Here is a 21283-nt window from a genome sequence, read left to right as displayed (position 1 = left end):
AGTTCCCGATGTCCGAGACACCAACATTTGCCGATATTCACCTGATTCAGGCTATTCTACCGCACCGGTATCCGTTCTTGTTGGTTGATAAGGTGCGTGACATCGACGGGACGTCTTCTGCTGTTGGCATCAAGAACGTCACGATGAACGAGCCGCATTTTCAGGGCCATTTCCCGGGCACACCGATTATGCCTGGTGTGACGATTGTTGAGGCGATGGCGCAGACAGCCGCAGTGATGGTCGGCACGACCATGGGCCTGACCGAAGGCAATTTGCTGGTGTACTTCATGGGCATCGATGGTTGTAAGTTCCGCCGCAAAGTCATTCCCGGCGATATTCTTGAAATGAAGATCGAAACAACACGCGGCAAGGCGGGCGGGAAAGTCTGGAAATTCAAAGGCGTGGCAACTGTTGATGGTGAAATGGCAGCTGAGGCTGAATTTACCGCGATGATGGACATGCAAGGCTAATGGCCGGTATTCATCCCAGTGCTGTGATCGCCGAAGGTGCCAGCATTGGGCCTGATTGCGAGATTGGACCGTTTTGCGTTGTTGGACCCGACGTTGTGCTCGGGCGCGGTGTTACGCTGAAAAGCCATGTTGTTGTCGATGGCGATACGCATATTGGCGATGAAACAACTGTGTTTTCGTTTGCGGTACTTGGCGAGATCCCACAGGATTTGAAGTTCGACGGCGAAAAAACGAAACTGCGCATTGGGGCACGGAACCGTATTCGCGAACATGTCACCATGAATACTGGCACCACGGGTGGCGGTGGCATGACGCAAGTGGGAGATGACAACCTGTTCATGGCAGGCTGCCACGTCGCGCATGACGCGCAGATCGGAAACCGTGTCATCGTGGTGAATAACAGCGCGATTGCAGGCCACTGCGTGCTCGAAGACGATGTGATTGTCGGCGGGCTTTGCGGCGTTCACCAGTTTGTCCGGATCGGCAGAGGTGCGATTATCGGGGCTTTGTCGATGGTCACGTCTGACGTTATTCCGCATGGGCTTGTGATGGGGCAGCGCGGCGAATTGGATGGGTTGAACCTTGTTGGCCTGAAACGCAAAGGCGTGGCCCGCGGCGACATCACGGCACTCCGCGCGGCGTTCCAGATGCTCAAAGACGGCGAAGGCACGTTCCACGATCGCGCCGAAAAGCTGAAAGAGGAAAGCGACAGCGCTTTTGTGCAGGATATGGTCCGCTTTATCCTTGGCACCAGCGACCGCGGCTTTCTGACGCCGAAGTAATGATCGCGCTGATTGCAGGAACGGGTGATTTGCCGGCTGCGATTTTGCATCGTGTACAGGAACCTGTTTTGGTCTGTGCATTGGATGGATTCACCTCATCTATCGACACCGATATATCGTTTCGCATCGAACACTTAGGGAGTTTTCTTCAGGCTTTGCATGAGCGTGGCATCACAAAGATTTGCATGGCAGGCGCGATCAAAAGGCCACCTGTTGATCCGTCTGCCGTCGATGCCGCGACCATGCCATTGGTGCCACGTATTCAAGCGGCAATCGCAAAAGGCGATGACGGAGCATTGCGCGAAGTCATTGCGATCTTCGAAGAACATGGGTTCACGATTGTCGCCGCACATGACATTGCACCTGATCTGTTGCCGTCTGAAGGCGTTCCCACGCAGGTTCAGCCGTCTGACTGGCACAAAGCCGACGCAATGGTCGGTCAGGCGACTGTCGCGACCATGGGCCAAGGGGACATCGGACAAGCCTGCATCATTCGGATGGGGCAAGTCGCGGCAAAAGAAGACGCCGATGGCACAGATGCGATGCTGGCGAAATTTCATGAGGAATACCGCGACGATGATGAACCCGCTGGCCTCTTTGACGATCTCACAGATTATGTCGGGGAGGCTGTTAAGCTCATACTGGACAAGATAAAAGGCACGCCGCCCGAAGCCGTGACGGCCGACGATGGCATCCTTTTCAAAGCCCCGAAACCAGACCAAGATCGGCGTGCAGATTTGCCAGTCATTGGTTTCGAAACCGTCAAAGGTGCGGCAGAAGCAGGACTTGCAGGGATCGTGATTGAAGCGGGCGGTGTGATGGTGGTCGATTTGCCAAGTGTTGTGGAAACGCTCGATCTACATGGCATGTTTCTTTGGGTGCGTCCTAAGGGGGCGGCATGAAGGTCTTTATCATCGCGGGCGAGGTATCAGGCGATAAGTTAGGTGGCGCGTTGATGGCGGGCTTGGACAGCTTGACGGATGTCAGTTTCGACGGGGTTGGTGGTGACTTGATGCAGGCGCAGGGCTTGCAAAGCCGTTTCGGGATGGAAGAACTCAGCGTCATGGGCTTGGCCGAAATACTGCCGAAATACAAAGTTTTGAAAGCACGTGTTCATCAAATGGCACAGGCCGTGATCGACACGAAACCCGATGTTCTGATCACGATCGACAGTCCTGATTTTTGCCTGCGCGTGGCAAAGCTAGTGAAGGCCGCGACGAACATCCCAACGATCCACTACGTGGCACCGACCGTGTGGGCATGGCGGTCAGGCCGTGCGGCCAAGATGGCCCATCACATTGACCATGTTCTCGCTTTATTTCCGTTTGAACCGCCGCTGATGCAAGCCGCTGGCATGACTTGCGATTTTGTTGGGCATCCGGTTGTGGCGGAGCAAATTGCCACTGATGCCGAAGCGCGCGCATTTCGCGACAAACACGATGTCACCGGACCGTTGATCCTTGCATTGCCGGGGTCGCGGAAGGGTGAAGTGACACGCCTCGCCGAACGCTTCGGCGAAACATTGGGGCAGGTGGCGCAAGTGCATCCCGACGCGACGGTGGTGGTTCCTTGTGCGGCGCCTGTAACGACATTGGTGCGCGAACTGACGCAGAGCTGGCCAGTGACCCCGCTTTTGATCCCAGCCCAAGCGACAGCGACGAAACGCGCTGCATTCCGTGCGGCAGACGTTGCATTGGCGGCATCAGGCACCGTATCGTTAGAACTGGCGGCCAATCAGACGCCTATGGTCATCGGTTACGACATGGCGTGGTTATCGCGGATCATTATCGGGCGGATGCTGAAGGTCGACACGGTCACATTGGTCAACCTAGTGTCCGACACGCGGGTCGTACCGGAGTTTGTTGGCAAAGCCTGTCAGCCAAATCAGATGGCGGCGGCGCTTCTAAAAGTTCTTGATGATCCGTCCGCACAGCTAGATGCCATGCAGTTGACCATGGAACGGCTAGGACAAGGCGGCGAAGCTCCCGGACTACGGGCAGCCCGTTCGGTCCTTGCCGTGTTGCAATAGACGACCATCTAGAATGATCAGGCCTGCAGCCAGAATTACAAAGCCAAAATATGACCTTATCGGCAGTTCTTCACCTAGAACGATCGCTCCTAAAATGATGGCAACCGGGGCTACCAATAACGTACAAAGCATCAGGTTGCCGGCGCCGGCCATCTTCAGGACCCTGTAATACAACAGATACGCCAATGCCGTGGCGATCAACGCGTAATACCCGATTGCAGCCCAAGTGACAGGTTGCAGATCAAAGCGTATCGGCCCTTCGTAGATCAACGCAATTGGCAATATGATGACGCTCGATCCGGTTAACATGCCTGCGGCCGCTACATGGGGTGATAGCCCAACCAACCGTTTCTTGGCCCAAACACCGGCTAGGGCATAACTGATCGTGCCGCCGATAACCGCAAGCTGGCCAAGCGACCTAAGGTCAAACGACAAAAAGGCGTCGAAGCCAATCGCAGTTGCGACGCCAAAGAAGCCAACAGTCACGCCGATCCCTCGTCTGAGAGTTAGTTTTTCATCTGAAAAGAACATAGACGCCGCTAGCACTCCAAAAACGGCAGTCGCGGCATTCAGGATCGACGTCAGTCCAGTTTCGATATGCAACTGGCCCCACGCCATCAATGAAAACGGAATCACATTGTTGAACAGCCCCATAACCAGGAATGCAAACCAAACGCGTGGATCCCGAGGAACTGTAAATCCTTTGAAATAGACAACAATCCATAAGACCAGCATTGCCCAAACTGTGCGGTGCGCCACAGCAGTCAAAGGGCCTATTTCATCAAGCGCGATGCGGATGGAAAGAAATGATGCGCCCCAGATAAGCGACAGCAGACAAAGTTCAATCCAGGCACGCGCGGACATGGTTTGTTGTTTGATCATGCCAACATATGGGAAGCGTGGGTCTTTCTACGCAACCCGAAAGATGCGGAACGCCCACGAAAAAGCCCCGCCGCGTGATGCGACGGGGCCATTGTTTCTAATCGTCGGTGTTCTTAGAACTGATAGCCGACTGTCAGACCCACTGCGATTGCAGAGTTGTCAGCGAATTCAACACCGGATGCGTCCGTTGCGTCACCCAATTTGACATACTCAAGACCGCCAGTGAATTTGACGTTGTTGTACGTGTACGACCCACCGAAACCAAATGCGGTTGAACCGTCTGTTGGTGACAAACGGGAGGCTTCACCGCCGTTGCCGTCTTCGTATGTGACGCGTGCAAATACTGACAGATCATCATTGATCTTACGACCAACACCCAAACGCAGAGTTGTCACGTCGTCGTCGATACCAGTAACGCGACCGCCACCAGTCAATGCTTCGTAACCATTCGGGCGTACTTCCCAAACAGACCATTCAGCCCAACGGATCGAACCGAAGACCAATGTGTCGGCAGCAACGCCGGATTGGAAATCAAGTGTCACAGATTGCGGCATCTCGATTTCGAAATCAGATGTACCGCTGACAGTTGGCACGGCTGGAACGGATTCTGTTCCAGCGAATGTGTGCGTGTAACCTGTTTCATATGTCAGTGCGACGCGCAGTGCGATTTCTGGACGCTCATATGCAGCACCAACAATATAGCTTGTTTCACGGTTCGCATCTGTTTCAGCAGTATAACCAAGTGTTCCAGCAGGGGCCCCAGCAGCCAAAGCGCCCGCTTGCGCGTTTCCGGCAGCAGCTGCAGCGGCAAGACCACCACGGACCAATGCATCTGGAATTGCGATGTTAGCTTCGGATTCGACGCTGCGAACACCCCCGTAGACGGAGATATTTGGCGTTGCCTGATACTTCAGAACCAAGGCAACTTGGTTACTATCCCAATCAGCACCCAGACCAGTATATGCGCCAGCTGTGTAGTCTGCGTTTGCACCATATGGCTGGTTCAAGAACAGGCCCACATCGAACTGCTCATTGAGTTCATATTTCAGCGCCACACCAAGGTTGGTGTAGTCTTCAGACATGTTGTCCGTGGAACCGCCGCCCAAAGTGGCAGGGTAATCGCCAGATACGTCTGGACGTACTGATGAGAATGACAAAGCAACGTAGTTGCCTTCCTCAAACAATACTGAATAGTTGTTGCCGCCGCGCTCGATACCACCGGCAGTTGCTGCTGTGGTTGTCAGCATCAAAGCCGCTGTCAATTTAAGTGTATTCTTCATGTCTCCGTCCCTGTCATGAAAGTGTCTCCCTAAGTCAGCCTAGGGACGTAATGCCGCATGCGTCAATTAATGACGCCGCGTCAGAGATTTCCAGCCGTGAAATCGGTGCAATTAAGCACTAGCTGTCCGATTTCGGTTTTGTAGCGTGATGTTCATATAGTTCGCCCCAAAAATGATGATCGCCCCGACAAACACCCAGATGTCGATGGTTTCACGATACAGAACCATGCCCACAATCGCGATCGTGGGCAGCCGCGCGAAATCGATCGGCATAACGATGTTTGCGGGCGCGAGCGATAGGGCCGTTGTTAGGCAGAAGTGCGCCAAAAGCCCTGCGCAGCCTATCCCAACGACCCAAAAGACAGCGATTCCTTTCGGGATTGCGATGTCTCCATCGAAGCCCGCGCTGATCAGGCCAAACACCAATTGTGTGACCGTCAGGTAAAACAGAATTGTCACAATGGTTTCGGTTTGGGTCAGCTTTCGCGTGAGGATCGCCGTCAGCGCAAATGCAATCGCGCAACTTGCGGCGGCCACCAAACCTGGACTTATTTCCGTTGGGTCGGGACGGGCGACGATCAAAACGCCAAAAAAGCCTAATACCGCTGCAGCGATCCCAACGCGTGTGATTCGTTCGCCGAGAAGGAGCGGCGACAAGAGAATCACCCAGATCGGTGTGGTGAATTCAAACGCGAAGACTTGGGCCAGCGGTAGGACTGTGATGGCATAGAACCACAGGTTTTGTCCGGTAAAATGGGCGAGGTTTCGGACGCCGTGCAGCTTCCAGTGTTTAGTGGTGATGTTTGACCAAGCGCCCGTTGCCGTGATCACGACGACCATAATGCAAAGTCCGGTCAGGCTGCGGAAGAACATGATCTCAAACGTATCCAAGCTATTGCTGACTTCACGGCCAGCGACGGCCATCAAAGTGAACGACACGATGGACCCGATCATCCAAAATGCGGCGCGAAGCGTGGCTGACATGTCTGATAATCCTTCACACGACTGCGTGGACCTTTGTCCCCGAACACCGCTACGGTATCTCAAGTAAAGCAAAAGGAAACGTCAGATGTTGCGATGGTTGCTACCAATTTTGATGTTCGGAACTGCCGCATCGGCGGATGCCGTGGACGACGTGATGCAGGCTGCGGCGAATAGCTTTGACAGAATGCCGCGGCTAGAACGTGTCGCGCGGATCGAAGGCGCATGTGGCGCAGATAGTCACGTGAACCAAGACGTCGCATATTGTACGACCCGCAACGTTGTTTTGCTGAGCGAAACCGCAGCGTCGCGGCCGGAAGCACCTTATTTGGTCGCCCACGTAATAGGGCACGCGGTACAGGTTCAGCACGGGATTGCAGACATAGCGCTTCGCGAGATCAGAGCACGCCGCGCCGAAGAGCCGACCCTACGTGGGTATGTTGCCAGTCAGGTCGAATGTATCGCTGGTTTTTTGATGACGCGGGCAGGGCAACAAGGTGCCTCTTTGACCGATTGGTTTAACGCGGAACCTTTCACCGGCACCCATTGGGGGCGTGATCCGCTTCGTGTCGGGCCGCAGGTGGCGATTGGATTGGACGGTCGCAACGCGTGGTTCCTGCGGGGCCAAGCGGCCAAAACTTTGCAGGATTGTGCGGCCGGTGAATTCGGCGCAGAGCTGTTGCTCCGCGCCTATAAAGGATGAATATCAGGCCGTAAGCGCCTGATTACTCCCACTCAATCGTTCCCGGAGGTTTCGATGTGATGTCGTAAGTCACACGGTTGATGCCTTGGACTTCGTTGATGATCCGCGTCGCAGTTTCACCCAAGAATTCGTGGCTGAACGGATAGTAATCGGCTGTCATACCGTCCACCGATGTCACAGCACGAAGCGCGCAGGCGAAATCATAAGTCCGGCCATCACCCATCACACCTACGGTACGAACAGGAAGAATGGCGACAAACGCCTGCCAGATATCGTCGTACAAACCGTGTTTACGGATTTGGTCGATATAGACCGCATCGGCTTTGCGGAGGATTTCCAGCTTTTCGCGGGTAATCTCACCGGGACAGCGGATCGCAAGACCCGGTCCGGGGAACGGGTGGCGACCGATGAACGACGCAGGCAAACCAAGCTCGCGACCTAGCGCACGCACTTCGTCTTTGAACAATTCGCGCAGTGGTTCGACCAGTTTCAGACCCATCTTTTCGGGCAGGCCGCCAACGTTGTGGTGGCTTTTGATCGTCACTGACGGGCCACCAGAAAACGAAACGGATTCAATCACGTCTGGGTACAATGTACCCTGCGCGAGGAACTCTGCGCCTTCGATACCATTTGCGTACTTCTGGAATACGTCAATGAACAGCTTACCAATGATCTTGCGCTTGGTTTCGGGGTCGGATTGACCGTCAAGCTCGCCCAAGAACAATTCCTGCTCGTCGGCATGGATCAACGGCATATTGTAGTGGTCACGGAACATGGTGACGACTTCTTCAGCTTCACCTTGGCGCAGCAACCCGTGGTCAACGAACACACAGGTCAGCTGATCGCCAATCGCTTCGTGGATCAATACGGCAGCCACCGACGAATCGACGCCACCGGACAAACCACAGATTACCTGCTTGTCGCCAACCTGTTCGCGGATCGCAGCGATGGCCTGTTCGCGGTATGCGCCCATCGTCCAATCGCCCGTGAAACCTGCGATGCGGACGAAGTTTTCGTACAACTTGGCACCATTCGGCGTGTGGTGAACTTCTGGATGGAACTGGACCGCATAGAAATTGCGGGCCACATCTGCGGTCACCGCGAACGGTGCATTTGGCGACGTGCCATAAACCGCAAATCCGGGTGCAATTTCAGAGACATGATCGCCGTGGCTCATCCAAACTTGTTCTTTGTCAGCTGCAAACCAACCGTCCAACAACGATAACTTACCTTCGGGCGTCACAAAGGCGCGTCCAAACTCTGCGGTGCCGTGACCGCTTTCGACTTTGCCGCCCAATTGCGTCATCATCGTCTGCTGACCGTAGCAAATCCCAAGAACGGGCAGGCCCATACCCCAAAGGCTTTCCGGTGCGCGCGGCGATCCTTCGCGGGTCACTGAATCCGGTCCGCCGGACAAGATCACGGCCTTTGGTTCGAATGCGGCCAAAAACGCATCATCGACGTTCTGGTAAGGGTGGATTTCGCAGTAGACATTCAGCTCGCGGAGGCGGCGGGCAATCAGCTGGGTGACTTGGCTACCGAAATCAATGATCAGCAGGCGTTCATGATGCATATTTTCCATGATCGTCTCGTAAAACCACGCGGGCCTTTGCGCAAGGGGCAGTGTGGAAACCCTGACTAACGACCAAAGTATTTTCGGGTATGATTGCCCCATCGGAGGATGAACCCATGCAAGTCTTTCAACATGCTTTGGCACGCGTCGCAGTCTGGAACCTCGCGGGGTTTGGCGGGATCAAAGAACCACGAATGAAACAACAAGCCTTAGGCTTGGCGTTACTGGATGCGGAACTGGTGACATTGGTCGAGGTCAATCCGGTCAGTCATATCTACGCACTCGCCGCCGAAATCGCGCAATATGGTATCGAATACGACGTCGCGATCATCGAACAACCGGGCAATCTGCACACCGGATTTCTTTTCAAGAAAGGCGTAGACGTCAGCCATTTGCGTATGATTGACGGGTCCCAAGGGGATTACGCCCGCGGACGGCGTGCTGTTGCGATTGATGTCAAAATCGGCAAATTCGCCGCCACCCTCATCGGTGTTCACCTGAAAGCCGGACGCGACAAAGCGGATCAAAGATTGCGTGATAGTCAGTGCAAGGTCATCGGGAAGTGGATTGATGATCTGCGCGACACTCCCGGATACAAGCGCGACACCATCCTCTTGATGGGCGATTTCAACATGATTCCCGGTCAAGACGTCAGCAATTTCCATCATCTCGGTGGTGATGACGTGATGGATTTTGTTTCGTGCTGGGACCTTCAGGACCGCTTTAGTCACATTCTGGACAAAGGACGCGCGAATCTGTTGGACGGGTTCGCTGTTTCTCGGGCGTATTCCAAAGACTACGTGCGCGGTTCTTTACGCCTGTTTCCGATGCATTGGACAATGGACATGGGCCGAGAGCGGTTCAAAGATGAGGTGTCGGATCACCTGCCATTTGTCGCAAGCTTTAAAGTCTTCTGACCAAAATGTCGGTTTTGCCCTTTATAGGACGCAAAAACGTCAGGGATTGAACGGTCAGATCGGTATCACGGGGCCAACACAAAAGTCTTAAGGATGCCGTTATGTCTGACACCACAGCCCCAGCAGCCCCAACACGCCGCGCCAGAGGAGGCGGGGGTGCCGCCCGTCGCGCCGCACGGACTGCGGTGAGCGTCGAGACTGCCAAATATATTGAACGCAATGTACCCAACTACGAAGTACTGACCGAAGAAGCGCTGGATGTGATCGAAGCCAACGCTGAAACGGTACTGGCCGAAATTGGCGTGAACTTTGTCGATAACCCCGAAGCGCTTGAGCGGTGGAAATCCGTCGGGGCTACAGTTGAAGGCGAACGCGTGCGGATTCCACGTGGTCTGGCCCGTAAACTATGCGCAACAGCCCCAAGCCAATTTACGCAATGCGCTCGCAATCCTGAACGCAATGTCGAGATCGGTGGCAAGAACCTTGTTCTGGCACCTGTTTATGGACCTCCGTTTGTACGGGACGCCGAAGGCGGGCGTCGCTACGCCACTATGGATGATTTCGAAAAGTTCGTGAAGTTGGGCTACATGTCCAAATGGCTGCACCATTCCGGCGGGACGGTTTGCGAACCGACAGATGTCGCCGTGAACAAGCGCCACCTCGATATGTTGCTGGCCCATATGGTCTATAGCGATAAGCCATTTATGGGGTCCGTCACCGAACCATCGCGGGCGCAAGATTCGGTGGACATGTGTAACATTCTGTTCGGCGAAGATTTTGTTCAGAACAACACAGTGATGACGTCGCTGATTAATATCAACTCGCCCCTGACATTCGACAGCATCATGATGGGCGCGCTAGAGGTTTTTGCCAAGAACAACCAAGCCAGCATCATCAGCCCGTTCATTGTCGGCGGGGCAATGGCACCGGTTTCGATTGCTGGGACATTAACGCAAGTCTTGGCCGAGGTACTGGCCGGCGTCGCATATTCCCAAATCATACGGCCGGGCGCGCCCGTGATCATGGGGACATTTGTGACGTCTATTGATATGAACTCTGGCGCACCGACATTCGGAACACCAGAGGCGTCACATATCACATATGGGGCAGGGCAATTGGCACGGCGCTTAGGCTTACCATACCGGTCAGCGGGATCGTTCTGCGGATCGAAACTGCCGGATGCGCAGGCGGCATACGAGACTGCAAACAGCCTACAAATGGGCTTGTTGTCCGGTGTAAACTTCATGCTGCATTCTTGCGGTTGGCTTGAAGGCGGACTTGTCGCGTCATTCGAAAAATTCGTGATGGACGCGGATCAACTGGGCACATTGCATCACTTTGCGAAGGGCGTGGATATGTCAGACAACGGTCAAGCCATGGGGGCCATCGCAGAGGTTGGGCCGGGTGGTCACTACCTTGGTTGTGAACATACGCAAGCCAACTTCAAAGACGCGTTCTGGCGGTCCGATCTATTGGACTACAAACCGTTTGAGACGTGGGACGAAGAAGGCGCACGAGACACCCAAACGCTCGCAACTGCGCGTGTCAAAAAGATGCTGGATACTTACCAACAGCCGGCACTTGATCCCGAAATCGAAGCGAATTTGCGCGCCTACGTCGCGGCTAAAAAGGCGTCGATGCCAGACGCATTTTCCTGACCTGCGGCCTAGCCAAACACCAGCCGCGGCTGGCTTGTCGCACGCAACAGTTGCGATTCAGACATGATCGCGACAAGGATATCGATATGGCGAGACGGCATGTATGTGCCCGTCTTTGCCAAGCGCGTATCATTCATTTCTCGTTCCAAATCGAACAATTTCATTAATGCAACACCGGGCCCCGGTACCGGATCGATCGGCATGTATCGGGCCAGATGTGTCGGTCTATCGTATCCGGCCAGACCGTGACGCGCTGCGTGGACCAATAGTTTGGGGCGCCTTAAGTCATTGATGTAGCTATTAATGTCTTTCATTTTCTGGTCCTTACTTGATATTAATTTCAACAGGTCCAGATTGTCTTCGCATGACATCATAGGGTGTTGCGCAATCGTGGTTTTTGTAGAACGATGGTCTCAGAAAGTTTTACCTTTTCGAAACAATGGTTGTGGTGTGAACAAACTATTAACCATTGAGTAACAATACACGTTTAAGTTGTACGCTTGGGGATTCCGCCTGTTCTTTTGGCGAAGCAAGCGAAGTGTGGGAAGGGAAACGAATGCGTAACATGACGAATGTTGAATCGTGTCGCAACTTACCAAAGTGGGTGCCAACAGCCGCCCGACATTACCTAGCACATACAGAAGACGGGCTTTCCATACGCGCCCTTGCTCGGGCCACTGACTGCCATCCATCCACAATTCTGCGACAAGTCCGCCGTTTCGAAGGGCGACGGGACGACCCGTTGATCGACGCGGCGCTTAAATCGCTTGCAGAACAAACAGACGGAAAAAATGTAAAACAAGAGACCAAACAGATGAAAATGTCCGGTGGATTTGATCAAGCGCTGACGCAAGAACGTATCGACAGCGAAGCAAAACGTATCCTGCGGCGTATGTGTGAACCTCGCGCTGTTTTGGCGGTCGCTCGCGAAATGGAAACGGCCGTTGTCGCCCGCGAGAATGACGAAGGCGAAAGCTTACGCACCGCCATTGTGGACCGCGAAATTGCGCAGGCAATGGCATTGAAGGGATGGATCAATTGTCCAGATGATGGCAGCCGCATTCGACGGTACTTCATCACCAATTCCGGGCGCGCTGCATTGCGACGCCTGACGGCAGCAGACGAAAACAAAGCGCATGGGTTTGCAGAACAGCGCGGTACTTTTGATCCTGATCTGGACGGCTGGACGTTCCCGAAAGAAACCGACGGCATGCGCAGTCGGTCTCGATACTACGCGACAGAAAGTCCGCTTCTGGGACTGGCGCGACGCAAGGACCGCGATGGATCACCATTTTTGACAAACGATCTTGTGAAAGCCGGCGAACGTCTACGCGAAGACTTTGAATTGTCGCAGATTGGTGGTCCGGGTGTGCGGACCTATGATGGTTTCATGGAAACGTTTGAGGTGCCAAAAGACAGCATGATCCCGGAAGGTGCGATAAAAGCGCGTGAACGCGTACAGGCTGCCATGCAGGACTTGGGTCTGGGGCTTGGCGATGTGGTACTGCGGTGTTGCTGCCTGCTTGAAGGTCTTGAAGTGACAGAACGCAATCTCGGTTGGTCGGCACGGTCCGGCAAGATCGTTTTGCGCATCGCCTTGCAACGTCTCAAGGTGCATTACGAAACCACGCAAGGCAAGTTTGGTCCGATGATTGGCTAGCCACTATGCGTGCCGCGCAGTTCTGACATGCAACCGCATCGGACTGTTGGACATTGTCACCGCATGACACTAGGTAACATGTGACAAAAGGGGATATCCTATGGCTACGCGTGACCTCAAAATACCTGCCCAACGGCATCCGGAAAAACAGCGGCGCGCAGATGCGCCTCAGCCGAAGAAGCCGGATTGGATCAGGGTCAAGGCACCTACGTCTGAAGGCTATAAACAAACCCGCGATATCATGCGTGAAAACAAACTTGTGACAGTCTGCGAAGAAGCAGGCTGTCCCAACGTTGGCGAATGCTGGAGCCAAGGACACGCAACCATGATGATCATGGGCGAGGTTTGCACTCGGTCTTGCACATTCTGCAACATCGCAACGGGCAAACCGCCAGAGGCGCTAGATGTTTTTGAACCGGGTCGGGTCGCTGATGCCGTGAAAAAGCTAGGGTTGAACCACGTCGTCATCACATCAGTTGACCGCGACGATGTGGAAGACGGCGGCGCAGAACATTTCGCACAGACAATCCGCGCAGTGCGTCGTCAATCGCCCGGCACAACCATCGAAATCCTGACGCCCGACTTTATTCGTTGTGACGAAAGTGTCTTGAAAATCGTTGTTGATGCGAAGCCTGATGTGTTCAATCACAACCTTGAAACAGTGCCTGGCCTGTATCCAGAAGTCCGGCCCGGCGCGCGTTACTTCCATTCTTTGCGTTTGTTGCAGCGGGTCAAAGAAATTGATCCGTCAATGTTTACGAAGTCCGGCATCATGGTCGGCTTGGGCGAAGACCGCCAAGCTGTTGTGCAGGTCATGGAAGACATGCGTGCCGCTGACATCGATTTCTTGACGATTGGTCAGTATCTACAGCCTACGCCGAAACACCACGCTGTTGATCGTTTCGTAACACCAGAAGAATTCGCAGCTTACGAAAAAGCGGCCTATGGCAAAGGGTTCTTGATGGTTTCAGCGACACCTTTGACACGGTCGAGCTACCATGCCGGTGACGATTTTGCGCAATTGCGGGCTGCGCGGCTCAAGAAACTGAGCGCAAAGTAGGGTTCGATTTACTATAGTCCCGCATTTGCCGTGCGATGATCACGGCTTCTGCGGGGCGGGCATAATGGAAACCTTGGCCAAGGCGCACACCGAGCGCTTTGAGCGAAACGTGTTCAGCTTCGGTCTCGACGCCCTCCGCGACAAGAAATGCGTTCATTTCATTGGCAAAATGCACCATCGCTTTCGTTAAGGATTGTTTGACAGTACAGCCGTGAATCGCGGAAACGAGTGATCGGTCAAGCTTGATCACGTCGGGCTTAAGGCTGACGATTGTATTCAACCCAGCGTATCCCGCGCCCACGTCATCAATCGCAATACCGATCCGTTTGTCGCGCAAAACGGTCAGCGCTTGCATCAATTGCGGGGTTTCGACAATGATTTCCCGCTCGGTTAGTTCAACCAATAACCGGTCGGTCGGCACGCCTTGCATCGCATCCATGAACAGCGGGGACGCAACCGTCAGCGGTGACGCATTCACGCTCAGGTAGGCCTTCGCTGGCATTTCTTGCAGATGTGTCAGCGCCAGTTGGATCGCTTTCACCTCCAGCTCGATTTGCATATCGCTGCGTTGGGCCTGTGCGAACCACCATTCCGGCCCAAGTCCCGGATGAACAGAAAAACGGGACAAGGCCTCAGCAGCCATTGGACGACCATCGCTAAGCGACACGATGGGCTGCAGATGGATGGATAAGGAATCATCTTGGATGACGCGGGACAATTGTTTCTTGAGCGCATTAATCTCATGTTGCGCGTCAAAGTGTTGTTTTAGCGACCGCGTTGTCAGTTTGGCGAACATCGATACCGTGGCGATGTCACGTTCGCTGATGTCATCGCGGGGCGCATGTGCGTAACAACAGAACATCCCGAAATAACCGCTTCGGCTTTGTCCAATCGGAACAGCAACAAAAGACCCAACATCAGCTTCGCGGACAAAAGGGAGATCACTAATCTGTGGGATATCGGCGGTATCGTTGATGACGCAAGGCACGTCACCCACAGCGATCTTGTTGCAAAAGATATGATTTGCAGGGATTTTTCGACCGACCTGCACGTAATTGTTTGTGTCGATACCCGACACGTGCCGGAAAACGACGCTGTCGGGATAGGCCTCTGACACGTAAGCTACATCCATCCCTAGATGTAGCCGCACCGCTTCAAGCGCATCATCGATAACGTCGTCGGGCAGTTCTTGAGCAGGATCGTGAAGAAACATGTTTCACCGGCAGAACAATTACCTCAGCAGGTGTACCGGAACAGAAATTAACAACGCGTAAAATCTAAAATGTGTCTGGCGTGATTATCGCCGAAGCGGCGTTACCGTCAGCGCGTCGGGCCATCCCCAGATCGCTTCAATGGCATAAAGCACACCGCAGACGGCAATGATCCCAAATACCAACAGGACTCGCGACAAAGGCGGCGGGTTTTGCGCCCACCGCTTTGCCCGCAATAGCCACATCGGGTTCACGAAGCGTCATCCGTGAAGCGGACCTTGCCGATGTAGGGTAAGTTGCGGTTGCGTTGCGCAAAATCGATCCCGTAGCCCACGACAAATTCATCCGGAATCTCAAAGCCAATCCAATTGGGTTTGTAATCCACTTCGCGACGCGCGGGTTTGTCGAGCAAAGCGATAGATTTCAGACGGGCAGGGTGCTTGGCCTCCAAGAACTCCATCACGTGATGAAGGGTGTGACCCGTATCAATGATGTCCTCAACGACAAGTACATCGCGCCCTTCAATCCGGCCACGCAGATCTTTGAAAATACGCACCTCGCGGCTACTTTCCATCGCGTCGCCGTAAGACGATGCTTCGATGAAATCGACCTCGACTGGCAGGTCTAATTCACGCACCAGATCGGCGATGAATACAAACGATCCACGCAGCAGGCCGACAACTACCAGCTTGTCGGTGTCTTTGAAGTCGGTTTCGATTTCGGTTGATAGCTCTTCAATCCGAGCCGCGATAGATTTCGCACTGATCATCTGATCAATCACGTAAGGGCGATGTGACATGAGGTCCCCAAGTCTTGCAATTTCGGCCCAACTCTACGACATCATCAGGTGAAGTACACGACCGAAAGCCGCTAATGCCCGCTCATTCCGAAACAAAAGTTCTGCCGTACACTGCAGATCAAATGTATGACCTTGTCGCTGATGTCGCAAATTATCCTAAGTTTTTGCCTTGGACGGCCGCGGCGCGGATCAGATCGACCACCGATGAAGGGGATCATCAGGTCATGCTGGCGGACCTCGTCATTTCGTTCAAAGTGTTCCGCGAAAAGTTTGGCAGCCGCGTCACGCTATGGCCTGACCGCAAACAGATCGACACGGCTTATATTGACGGGCCCTTCAAGCATCTGGAAAGCACTTGGACTTTCAAAGACTTGGACGACGGTTGCGAAGTCGCATTTGAGGTCGATTTCGAATTCAAGAACCGGTTGTTGCAAGGTGCCGCTGGAATGTTCTTTAATGAAGCCATGAACATGGTTGTCAGATCATTTGAACGCCGCGCCGCAGAGCTTTACGGATGAGCGCGCAGGACCAACTTATCCGGCTGGCCCAAGGCTGGCTTGGCAATGGTCCGTCGCGCCTGATGTATTTGTGTCTGTATGATTGGATTGCCTGTGCCATAGCTGGCATGGATGAACCTGCCGCGAAGCTGTTGCAGCCCGAAGGCGAAGGGGCTGCGCAAGTCTTTGGACGTTTTCCGATGTCCGCCCCGAATGCCGCGTTGATTAACGGGACAATGGGACATGCGCTTGACTACGACGACACGCACTTCGACCACATTGGTCACACATCAGCTGTGATCATGCCCGCTGTCTTGGCTATGGCGCAGGATCAAATGTTGGATGGCACAAGTCGTGTGTTGGATGCAGCTTTGGTCGGGTCCGAGGCCGCAGTGCGCGTCGGAAAATGGCTGGGTCGCGATCATTACCAAATTGGGTATCACCAAACAGCGACCGCGGGTGCTTTTGGCGCGACTGTTGCGCTGTCTCGGTTGATGCAACTCAAACGCCCCCAAATCCACGATGCACTTGGATTGACGGCGACGATGGCATCCGGCCTGAAGGGGCAGTTCGGGACCATGGGTAAACCACTCAACGCAGGACTCGCAGCGCGTACCGCAATCGAAGCGGTCACATGGGCAAAGGCGGGCATGACGTCTGACCCTGAAGGGTTGGAAAGTTTTGCAGCCACACACCACGGTATGCGCGATGAAGCCGCATGGACCGACGAAGACCCATGGATGATCAGCCGGATTAGCCACAAATTCCACGCCTGCTGTCATGGTCTACATGCAGCACTAGAAGCTATAGGCGATATGCGCGTCGACGGCGATGATATCGCGGACATGACGATTACCACCCATCCACGCTGGATGAGCGTCTGCAATCAGCCGTCACCAGACACCGGGCTCGGGGTGAAGTTTTCGTATCGGCATACGGCAGCAATGGCGGTCCACGGGATTTCTACAGCAAACATTGCGAGCTACAGCGATGCGACAGCGCACGATCCACTGCTCGTCGCATTCCGCGATAAAGTGACCGTCGTAGCGGATGAAAGTCTGAGCGAAATGCAAGCACGCGTGCAAGTGACGCTGAAAGATGGCAGCGGCCTGACCGAAAGCCATGACCTCAACACGCCGATGACGCTGGAAGCCCGCGAGGTACGTCTGCGCGATAAAGCGGGGGCATTACTTGGGTCCACGAAAGCATCTGCACTGTGGGACGCGCTTGCCACGCATGACACCAACGCGATCTTTGACGTCGTTTAAAGCCAAAAACCATACCTAAAAACAGAAAAGGGCGCCCGAAGGCGCCCCAATCGTCTGACCTGTTGGGTCGATTAGCTTGTGATGTCGTAGGCACGTTCACCATGCACTGCCAGATCCAGACCACCGACTTCAGTTTCTTCGTCGACGCGCAGCGGCGTGATGGCTTTACAGATGTAGATCAGCGCAACCGTGACAACAGTCGTGAAGATGCCAACGATCGCCAAGGCACCCAATTGGGATGCCCATGATCCGATCCCGAAGACCGCGATCATGATTGTTCCGAAGATACCGCCGACACCGTGCACCGCGAAAACGTCCAGCGTATCGTCGATTTTCACCTTGTTGCGGATCAGGTTCACAGCTTCCTGACACAGGATACCAGCAACGGCACCGATGATCAGCGCTTGGATCGGGTTAATGAAACCGGATGCTGGAGTCACAGACGCGAGACCTGCGATTGTACCTGTCACGATACCAACCAATGACGCTTTGCCGAACTTGATCTTTTCCCACAGCGCCCAAGTCAGGGACGCAGCAGCAGCGGACAAATGCGTCACGGTCAGTGCCATAGCAGCACCTGCATCAGCAGCCAGTTGTGATCCGCCGTTAAAGCCGAACCAACCAACCCAAAGCATCGCAGCACCGATCATTACCATGCCCGGATTGTGGGGTGGTTTGTTGTCCACCTTACGTGCGCCAAGGAACACGGCCAAAATCAAGGCTGCGAGACCAGCTGTTTCGTGCACCACGATACCGCCTGCGAAGTCCATTACGGCTGTTTCAAAGAACATTCCGTTGGCCAGCATGCCGCCGCCCCAGACCCAGTGAACAACCGGTGCGTAGCACAAAAGCATCCACAAAGATGAGAACAGCAACACAAAGCCAAAGCCGATCCGTTCCACATAGGCACCAACGATCAGCGCAGGTGTGATGATCGCAAATGTCATCTGGAAGGCGAAGAAAAGGATCTCAGGCAACGTGCCAGAAAGGCTTTCCAGATCGACGCCATTCAAGAACATCTTGTCCAGACCGCCCCAATACCCGCTGGTTCCGCTGCCGAACGCAATTGAATAGCCAAAAGCGAACCACAGGATGCTCATCAAACAGGCGATGGCGTAGCAATGCATAAACACGCTTAGCACGTTGCGTGACCGCACAAGGCCACCATAAAATAAGGCAAGACCGGGCAAAGTCATAAACAGCACCAGTGCTGTTGCCACGATCATCCAAGCGGTATCCGCTCCGTTCATATCCATCCCTCCGGTAATGGGGTTTCCCCGTTAACGCGGGGCAGTGCTGGATTCGGAGCGCCAGGAAAAGAAGCGTCTGGGTTTTGTGCTGCGCAATTGTTGTGCAGTTGGCGGAATGATTAATAATTGGGCAATATATTGCACTGGTGATTAAACATTGATCACAAGTTGGCCATGCCGTTCAGCAGAAGTTTCAGCGCATGGTTCACCGTTTCAGCACGGACTTGATGCCGCCCGATAGCCCCAAACCGCTGGGTTTCTGACCGGACGCCATTGGCCGTCGCAATTCCGAAACACACCATACCTTCGGGCTTTGCGGCAGCCCCGCCCGGTCCCGCGACACCTGTCACAGACACGGTGATCGCTGCGTTTGACTTATCAAGCGCGCCGGCAGCCATCGCCTCTGCGACAGATCGTGAAACGGCGCCGTGTGTCTCAATCAGCGCCATATCAACGCCCAGCATTTCCGCTTTGGCTTCATTGCTATAGGTCACAAAGCCCCGATCAAAGACAGCGGAACTACCGGGAATATCCGTCAACGCGCCAGCGATCAGCCCGCCCGTACAGCTTTCAGCCGTCGCGATCATCACGCCCCGCTGCTTGGCAAGGTCCAGAACGTCCGTCGCAGAGACGGTCACACCAAGACCACATGATAAAGTGCCGCAAGGAACATCACGCCAATCGCCGCGAAAACCCCTGCTATCACGTCATCCAACATCACGCCGGTTGCATTGTCCTTGCGGTCTGCCCACCCAATTGGTCCGATCTTTGTGATGTCAAAAAGGCGAAACAAAACAAATGCCGCGATCCAACCGGGCCAAAGGTCCAATACCGCGACGCCATTGTTCGCGGCACCAAATAGAACAGGCAGAAGTGCGATCCATTGGCCGCAAACTTCATCAATGACGATCTCGGACGGGTCGTGATTTGCTTTGCCTCGCGTTTCTTCGATCGTCGCCCAAAGCCCCAAGCCGTAGGATGCAAAAACACCAGTGACGACCAACCAAGGCCCGCCAAGCGCATAAAGAACCATGGCGGCGGGCAGGGCGGCGAATGATCCCCACGTGCCGGGCGCAGGCCGTAGGTGCCCGATATAAAAGAACGTTGCGATCAAATTGGTCATTGTTTGATTAACGCGGCTGTTGCCAGGCTCGCGATCCCTTCTGAACGTCCCGTAAAGCCAAGGCGTTCGGATGTTGTGGCTTTGACGCTGATCCTTGATGGATCAAGCCCCATGATTTCCGCCATTTTGTCTTTCATTACAGATTGGTGCGGGCCGATCTTCGGGTATTCGCACACCAATGTGCAGTCGATATTGGAAATCTCAAACCCCTGCGATCGCGCAAGGGCTACGGCGTGCTCTAGGAAAATCCGGCTGTCCGCACCTTTCCATTGTGGGTCGCTGGGTGGAAAGTGCTGACCGATATCGCCTTGCCCCAACGCGCCATAGATCGCGTCGGTGACGGCATGCATGCCAACATCGGCGTCAGAATGCCCCTGTAGGCTGCGCGTGTGCGGGACTTTCACCCCGCAAAGCCACACATGATCTCCGTCACCAAAGCGGTGCACATCGTATCCGTTGCCAAGCCTGACGTCCATCTGGGTCCCCAATATGCGGGCGGCGCGGGCGTGATCGTCCGGGCCGGTGATTTTCATGTTATCCTCATCGCCGTTCACGATGGCAACGTCCAGCCCTGCAAGGCGCGCGATTGTCACGTCGTCCGTTGCTTCGGGGTGTTTGGCATAGGCGTCCAAAAGCGCATCAAGATGAAACCCTTGCGGGGTCTGCGCACGATACAGATCATCGCGCGGCACGGTCCCGGCAACTTTACCGCCATCACCACGCCAAAGCGTATCCGTAACGGCAAGGGCGGGCGCGGCCGCGGGATGCGTTTTCAGTGCTGAAAGCACATCATCAATCACACCGTGACGAATATGTGGGCGTGCGGCATCATGGATCAACACGGACTTTGTTCCGCTGGGTGCCGCATTCAGTCCATTTTGCACGGATTCGCTTCTCGTGGCCCCGCCGTGCACCACGACAAGGCCTTCAAAGTCATTCCAGTGATCACTTTCCGCGTCATCAGGATGCACAACCAGCACGACATGGGCGACATCAGGGTGATCGGCAAAGGTCGTGATCGCATGATCGGCCACACTGCGGTCGCCAAGCCTTTGCCATTGCTTAGGAATATCGCCCCCCGCACGGGTTCCGCGGCCGGCCGCTACAAGTATGGCAGTGGTGGTCATGTCGTCTCCTTTT

22 protein-coding genes are annotated in these 21283 nt (G+C 54.5%); 11 read left to right on the top strand and 11 right to left on the bottom strand.

From position 1 onward, the window contains the following. Positions 1-8 precede the first annotated feature (8 nt). From fabZ to lpxB, 4 genes are read left to right on the top strand one after another with little or no spacing between them, the layout of a single operon-like run. Entirely contained in the window at positions 9-470 is a 462-nt protein-coding gene (gene fabZ, locus AC0L7R_RS09575) for a 3-hydroxyacyl-ACP dehydratase FabZ (protein WP_247127130.1), read from the top strand. Beyond that, positions 470-1252 carry an acyl-ACP--UDP-N-acetylglucosamine O-acyltransferase gene (gene lpxA / locus AC0L7R_RS09570; protein ID WP_473656632.1) on the top strand — a complete coding sequence of 261 codons (783 nt, stop codon included), beginning with the start codon at positions 470-472 and terminating at the stop codon, positions 1250-1252. The genes fabZ and lpxA overlap by 1 nt, the downstream gene beginning before the upstream one ends. Further along, positions 1252-2154, top strand: a complete 903-nt coding sequence (locus tag AC0L7R_RS09565; protein WP_473656630.1) for a UDP-2,3-diacylglucosamine diphosphatase LpxI domain-containing protein — start codon at positions 1252-1254, stop codon at positions 2152-2154. Before lpxA ends, AC0L7R_RS09565 begins: the two co-directional genes overlap by 1 nt. Beyond that, complete coding sequence (gene lpxB / locus AC0L7R_RS09560) at positions 2151-3281, top strand: lipid-A-disaccharide synthase (RefSeq protein WP_473656628.1); 1131 nt, start codon at positions 2151-2153, stop codon at positions 3279-3281. The genes AC0L7R_RS09565 and lpxB overlap by 4 nt, the downstream gene beginning before the upstream one ends. On the opposite strand, the gene AC0L7R_RS09555 is transcribed toward lpxB, so the two are convergent. From AC0L7R_RS09555 to AC0L7R_RS09545, 3 genes are all read right to left on the bottom strand, one after another. After that, entirely contained in the window at positions 3243-4163 is a 921-nt protein-coding gene (locus AC0L7R_RS09555) for an EamA family transporter (protein WP_473656626.1), read from the bottom strand. The genes lpxB and AC0L7R_RS09555 overlap by 39 nt on opposite strands. A gap of 113 nt (positions 4164-4276) precedes the next feature. Next, positions 4277-5443, bottom strand: coding sequence for an OmpP1/FadL family transporter (locus tag AC0L7R_RS09550; protein WP_247127135.1), 1167 nt, complete (start codon positions 5441-5443; stop codon positions 4277-4279). Positions 5444-5554: 111 nt separating this feature from the next. Further along, positions 5555-6427, bottom strand: coding sequence for an EamA family transporter (locus tag AC0L7R_RS09545; protein WP_473656625.1), 873 nt, complete (start codon positions 6425-6427; stop codon positions 5555-5557). Positions 6428-6512: 85 nt separating this feature from the next. Here AC0L7R_RS09545 and AC0L7R_RS09540 point away from each other — a divergent pair, with 85 nt between their 5' ends. Then, positions 6513-7127 (top strand): neutral zinc metallopeptidase, encoded by a 615-nt coding sequence (locus tag AC0L7R_RS09540; RefSeq protein ID WP_473656623.1) that lies wholly within the window; start codon positions 6513-6515, stop codon positions 7125-7127. A 22-nt stretch (positions 7128-7149) separates the two neighbouring features. Here the strand turns inward: AC0L7R_RS09540 and guaA are convergent, their stop codons facing one another. Next, entirely contained in the window at positions 7150-8709 is a 1560-nt protein-coding gene (guaA, locus tag AC0L7R_RS09535) for a glutamine-hydrolyzing GMP synthase (RefSeq protein WP_348106893.1), read from the bottom strand. A 107-nt stretch (positions 8710-8816) separates the two neighbouring features. Here guaA and AC0L7R_RS09530 point away from each other — a divergent pair, with 107 nt between their 5' ends. Further along, positions 8817-9617, top strand: a complete 801-nt coding sequence (locus tag AC0L7R_RS09530) for a GMP synthase (RefSeq protein ID WP_473656622.1) — start codon at positions 8817-8819, stop codon at positions 9615-9617. 101 nt (positions 9618-9718) lie between these two features. Continuing rightward, positions 9719-11275 carry a trimethylamine methyltransferase family protein gene (locus AC0L7R_RS09525; protein ID WP_473656621.1) on the top strand — a complete coding sequence of 519 codons (1557 nt, stop codon included), beginning with the start codon at positions 9719-9721 and terminating at the stop codon, positions 11273-11275. 8 nt (positions 11276-11283) lie between these two features. Here AC0L7R_RS09525 and AC0L7R_RS09520 read toward each other — a convergent pair whose 3' ends face one another. Next, entirely contained in the window at positions 11284-11589 is a 306-nt protein-coding gene (locus AC0L7R_RS09520; protein WP_473656620.1) for a DUF6477 family protein, read from the bottom strand. A gap of 242 nt (positions 11590-11831) precedes the next feature. Here AC0L7R_RS09520 and AC0L7R_RS09515 point away from each other — a divergent pair, with 242 nt between their 5' ends. Together AC0L7R_RS09515 and lipA are read left to right on the top strand one after the other, a co-directional pair. Continuing rightward, on the top strand, positions 11832-12935 hold the full coding sequence (locus AC0L7R_RS09515; protein WP_473656619.1) for a DUF6456 domain-containing protein: 1104 nt from the start codon (positions 11832-11834) through the stop codon (positions 12933-12935). A gap of 100 nt (positions 12936-13035) precedes the next feature. Beyond that, on the top strand, positions 13036-13995 hold the full coding sequence (gene lipA / locus AC0L7R_RS09510; protein ID WP_473656617.1) for a lipoyl synthase: 960 nt from the start codon (positions 13036-13038) through the stop codon (positions 13993-13995). Here lipA and AC0L7R_RS09505 read toward each other — a convergent pair. Then, on the bottom strand, positions 13973-15208 hold the full coding sequence (locus tag AC0L7R_RS09505; protein WP_473656616.1) for an EAL domain-containing protein: 1236 nt from the start codon (positions 15206-15208) through the stop codon (positions 13973-13975). The two genes, lipA and AC0L7R_RS09505, sit on opposite strands and share 23 nt — an antisense overlap. Before the next feature lie 248 nt (positions 15209-15456). Then, on the bottom strand, positions 15457-16005 hold the full coding sequence (gene hpt / locus AC0L7R_RS09500; RefSeq protein ID WP_247127145.1) for a hypoxanthine phosphoribosyltransferase: 549 nt from the start codon (positions 16003-16005) through the stop codon (positions 15457-15459). 74 nt (positions 16006-16079) lie between these two features. Here hpt and AC0L7R_RS09495 point away from each other — a divergent pair, with 74 nt between their 5' ends. After that, positions 16080-16523 carry a type II toxin-antitoxin system RatA family toxin gene (locus tag AC0L7R_RS09495; RefSeq protein WP_348107005.1) on the top strand — a complete coding sequence of 148 codons (444 nt, stop codon included), beginning with the start codon at positions 16080-16082 and terminating at the stop codon, positions 16521-16523. Continuing rightward, positions 16520-17770, top strand: coding sequence for an MmgE/PrpD family protein (locus AC0L7R_RS09490; protein WP_473656615.1), 1251 nt, complete (start codon positions 16520-16522; stop codon positions 17768-17770). Before AC0L7R_RS09495 ends, AC0L7R_RS09490 begins: the two co-directional genes overlap by 4 nt. A gap of 71 nt (positions 17771-17841) precedes the next feature. Here AC0L7R_RS09490 and AC0L7R_RS09485 read toward each other — a convergent pair whose 3' ends face one another. The 4 genes from AC0L7R_RS09485 to AC0L7R_RS09470 all read right to left on the bottom strand — a co-directional run bounded on the left by AC0L7R_RS09485 (position 17842) and on the right by AC0L7R_RS09470 (position 21270). Next, positions 17842-19020 carry an ammonium transporter gene (locus tag AC0L7R_RS09485; RefSeq protein WP_348107003.1) on the bottom strand — a complete coding sequence of 393 codons (1179 nt, stop codon included), beginning with the start codon at positions 19018-19020 and terminating at the stop codon, positions 17842-17844. Between the two features lie 161 nt (positions 19021-19181). Continuing rightward, the gene (locus AC0L7R_RS09480; protein WP_473656614.1) at positions 19182-19658 is read right to left on the bottom strand and encodes a nicotinamide-nucleotide amidohydrolase family protein; all 477 of its coding nucleotides are present in this window, start codon (positions 19656-19658) and stop codon (positions 19182-19184) included. Next, the gene (locus tag AC0L7R_RS09475; RefSeq protein ID WP_473656613.1) at positions 19655-20143 is read right to left on the bottom strand and encodes a phosphatidylglycerophosphatase A; all 489 of its coding nucleotides are present in this window, start codon (positions 20141-20143) and stop codon (positions 19655-19657) included. The genes AC0L7R_RS09480 and AC0L7R_RS09475 overlap by 4 nt, the downstream gene beginning before the upstream one ends. Then, positions 20140-21270: a bifunctional 2-C-methyl-D-erythritol 4-phosphate cytidylyltransferase/2-C-methyl-D-erythritol 2,4-cyclodiphosphate synthase gene (locus AC0L7R_RS09470; RefSeq protein ID WP_473656611.1), complete on the bottom strand. Its 1131-nt coding sequence runs from the start codon at positions 21268-21270 to the stop codon at positions 20140-20142. The genes AC0L7R_RS09475 and AC0L7R_RS09470 overlap by 4 nt, the downstream gene beginning before the upstream one ends. Between the last annotated feature and the right edge of the window lie 13 nt (positions 21271-21283).

Source organism: Yoonia sp. D2-7 (genome assembly GCF_055809435.1).
This window is presented reverse-complemented; position numbering and strand designations above follow the sequence as displayed.

What these genes read in the sequence shown, in the direction of transcription:
- fabZ (WP_247127130.1), top strand. Translation starts at nt 9, where the DNA reads ATGTCCGAGACACCAACATTTGCCGATATTCACCTGATTCAGGCTATT.
- lpxA (WP_473656632.1), top strand. Translation starts at nt 470, where the DNA reads ATGGCCGGTATTCATCCCAGTGCTGTGATCGCCGAAGGTGCCAGCATT.
- AC0L7R_RS09565 (WP_473656630.1), top strand. Translation starts at nt 1,252, where the DNA reads ATGATCGCGCTGATTGCAGGAACGGGTGATTTGCCGGCTGCGATTTTG.
- lpxB (WP_473656628.1), top strand. Translation starts at nt 2,151, where the DNA reads ATGAAGGTCTTTATCATCGCGGGCGAGGTATCAGGCGATAAGTTAGGT.
- AC0L7R_RS09555 (WP_473656626.1), bottom strand. Translation starts at nt 4,163, where the DNA reads ATGATCAAACAACAAACCATGTCCGCGCGTGCCTGGATTGAACTTTGT.
- AC0L7R_RS09550 (WP_247127135.1), bottom strand. Translation starts at nt 5,443, where the DNA reads ATGAAGAATACACTTAAATTGACAGCGGCTTTGATGCTGACAACCACA.
- AC0L7R_RS09545 (WP_473656625.1), bottom strand. Translation starts at nt 6,427, where the DNA reads ATGTCAGCCACGCTTCGCGCCGCATTTTGGATGATCGGGTCCATCGTG.
- AC0L7R_RS09540 (WP_473656623.1), top strand. Translation starts at nt 6,513, where the DNA reads ATGTTGCGATGGTTGCTACCAATTTTGATGTTCGGAACTGCCGCATCG.
- guaA (WP_348106893.1), bottom strand. Translation starts at nt 8,709, where the DNA reads ATGGAAAATATGCATCATGAACGCCTGCTGATCATTGATTTCGGTAGC.
- AC0L7R_RS09530 (WP_473656622.1), top strand. Translation starts at nt 8,817, where the DNA reads ATGCAAGTCTTTCAACATGCTTTGGCACGCGTCGCAGTCTGGAACCTC.
- AC0L7R_RS09525 (WP_473656621.1), top strand. Translation starts at nt 9,719, where the DNA reads ATGTCTGACACCACAGCCCCAGCAGCCCCAACACGCCGCGCCAGAGGA.
- AC0L7R_RS09520 (WP_473656620.1), bottom strand. Translation starts at nt 11,589, where the DNA reads ATGAAAGACATTAATAGCTACATCAATGACTTAAGGCGCCCCAAACTA.
- AC0L7R_RS09515 (WP_473656619.1), top strand. Translation starts at nt 11,832, where the DNA reads ATGCGTAACATGACGAATGTTGAATCGTGTCGCAACTTACCAAAGTGG.
- lipA (WP_473656617.1), top strand. Translation starts at nt 13,036, where the DNA reads ATGGCTACGCGTGACCTCAAAATACCTGCCCAACGGCATCCGGAAAAA.
- AC0L7R_RS09505 (WP_473656616.1), bottom strand. Translation starts at nt 15,208, where the DNA reads ATGTTTCTTCACGATCCTGCTCAAGAACTGCCCGACGACGTTATCGAT.
- hpt (WP_247127145.1), bottom strand. Translation starts at nt 16,005, where the DNA reads ATGTCACATCGCCCTTACGTGATTGATCAGATGATCAGTGCGAAATCT.
- AC0L7R_RS09495 (WP_348107005.1), top strand. Translation starts at nt 16,080, where the DNA reads ATGCCCGCTCATTCCGAAACAAAAGTTCTGCCGTACACTGCAGATCAA.
- AC0L7R_RS09490 (WP_473656615.1), top strand. Translation starts at nt 16,520, where the DNA reads ATGAGCGCGCAGGACCAACTTATCCGGCTGGCCCAAGGCTGGCTTGGC.
- AC0L7R_RS09485 (WP_348107003.1), bottom strand. Translation starts at nt 19,020, where the DNA reads ATGAACGGAGCGGATACCGCTTGGATGATCGTGGCAACAGCACTGGTG.
- AC0L7R_RS09475 (WP_473656613.1), bottom strand. Translation starts at nt 20,143, where the DNA reads ATGACCAATTTGATCGCAACGTTCTTTTATATCGGGCACCTACGGCCT.
- AC0L7R_RS09470 (WP_473656611.1), bottom strand. Translation starts at nt 21,270, where the DNA reads ATGACCACCACTGCCATACTTGTAGCGGCCGGCCGCGGAACCCGTGCG.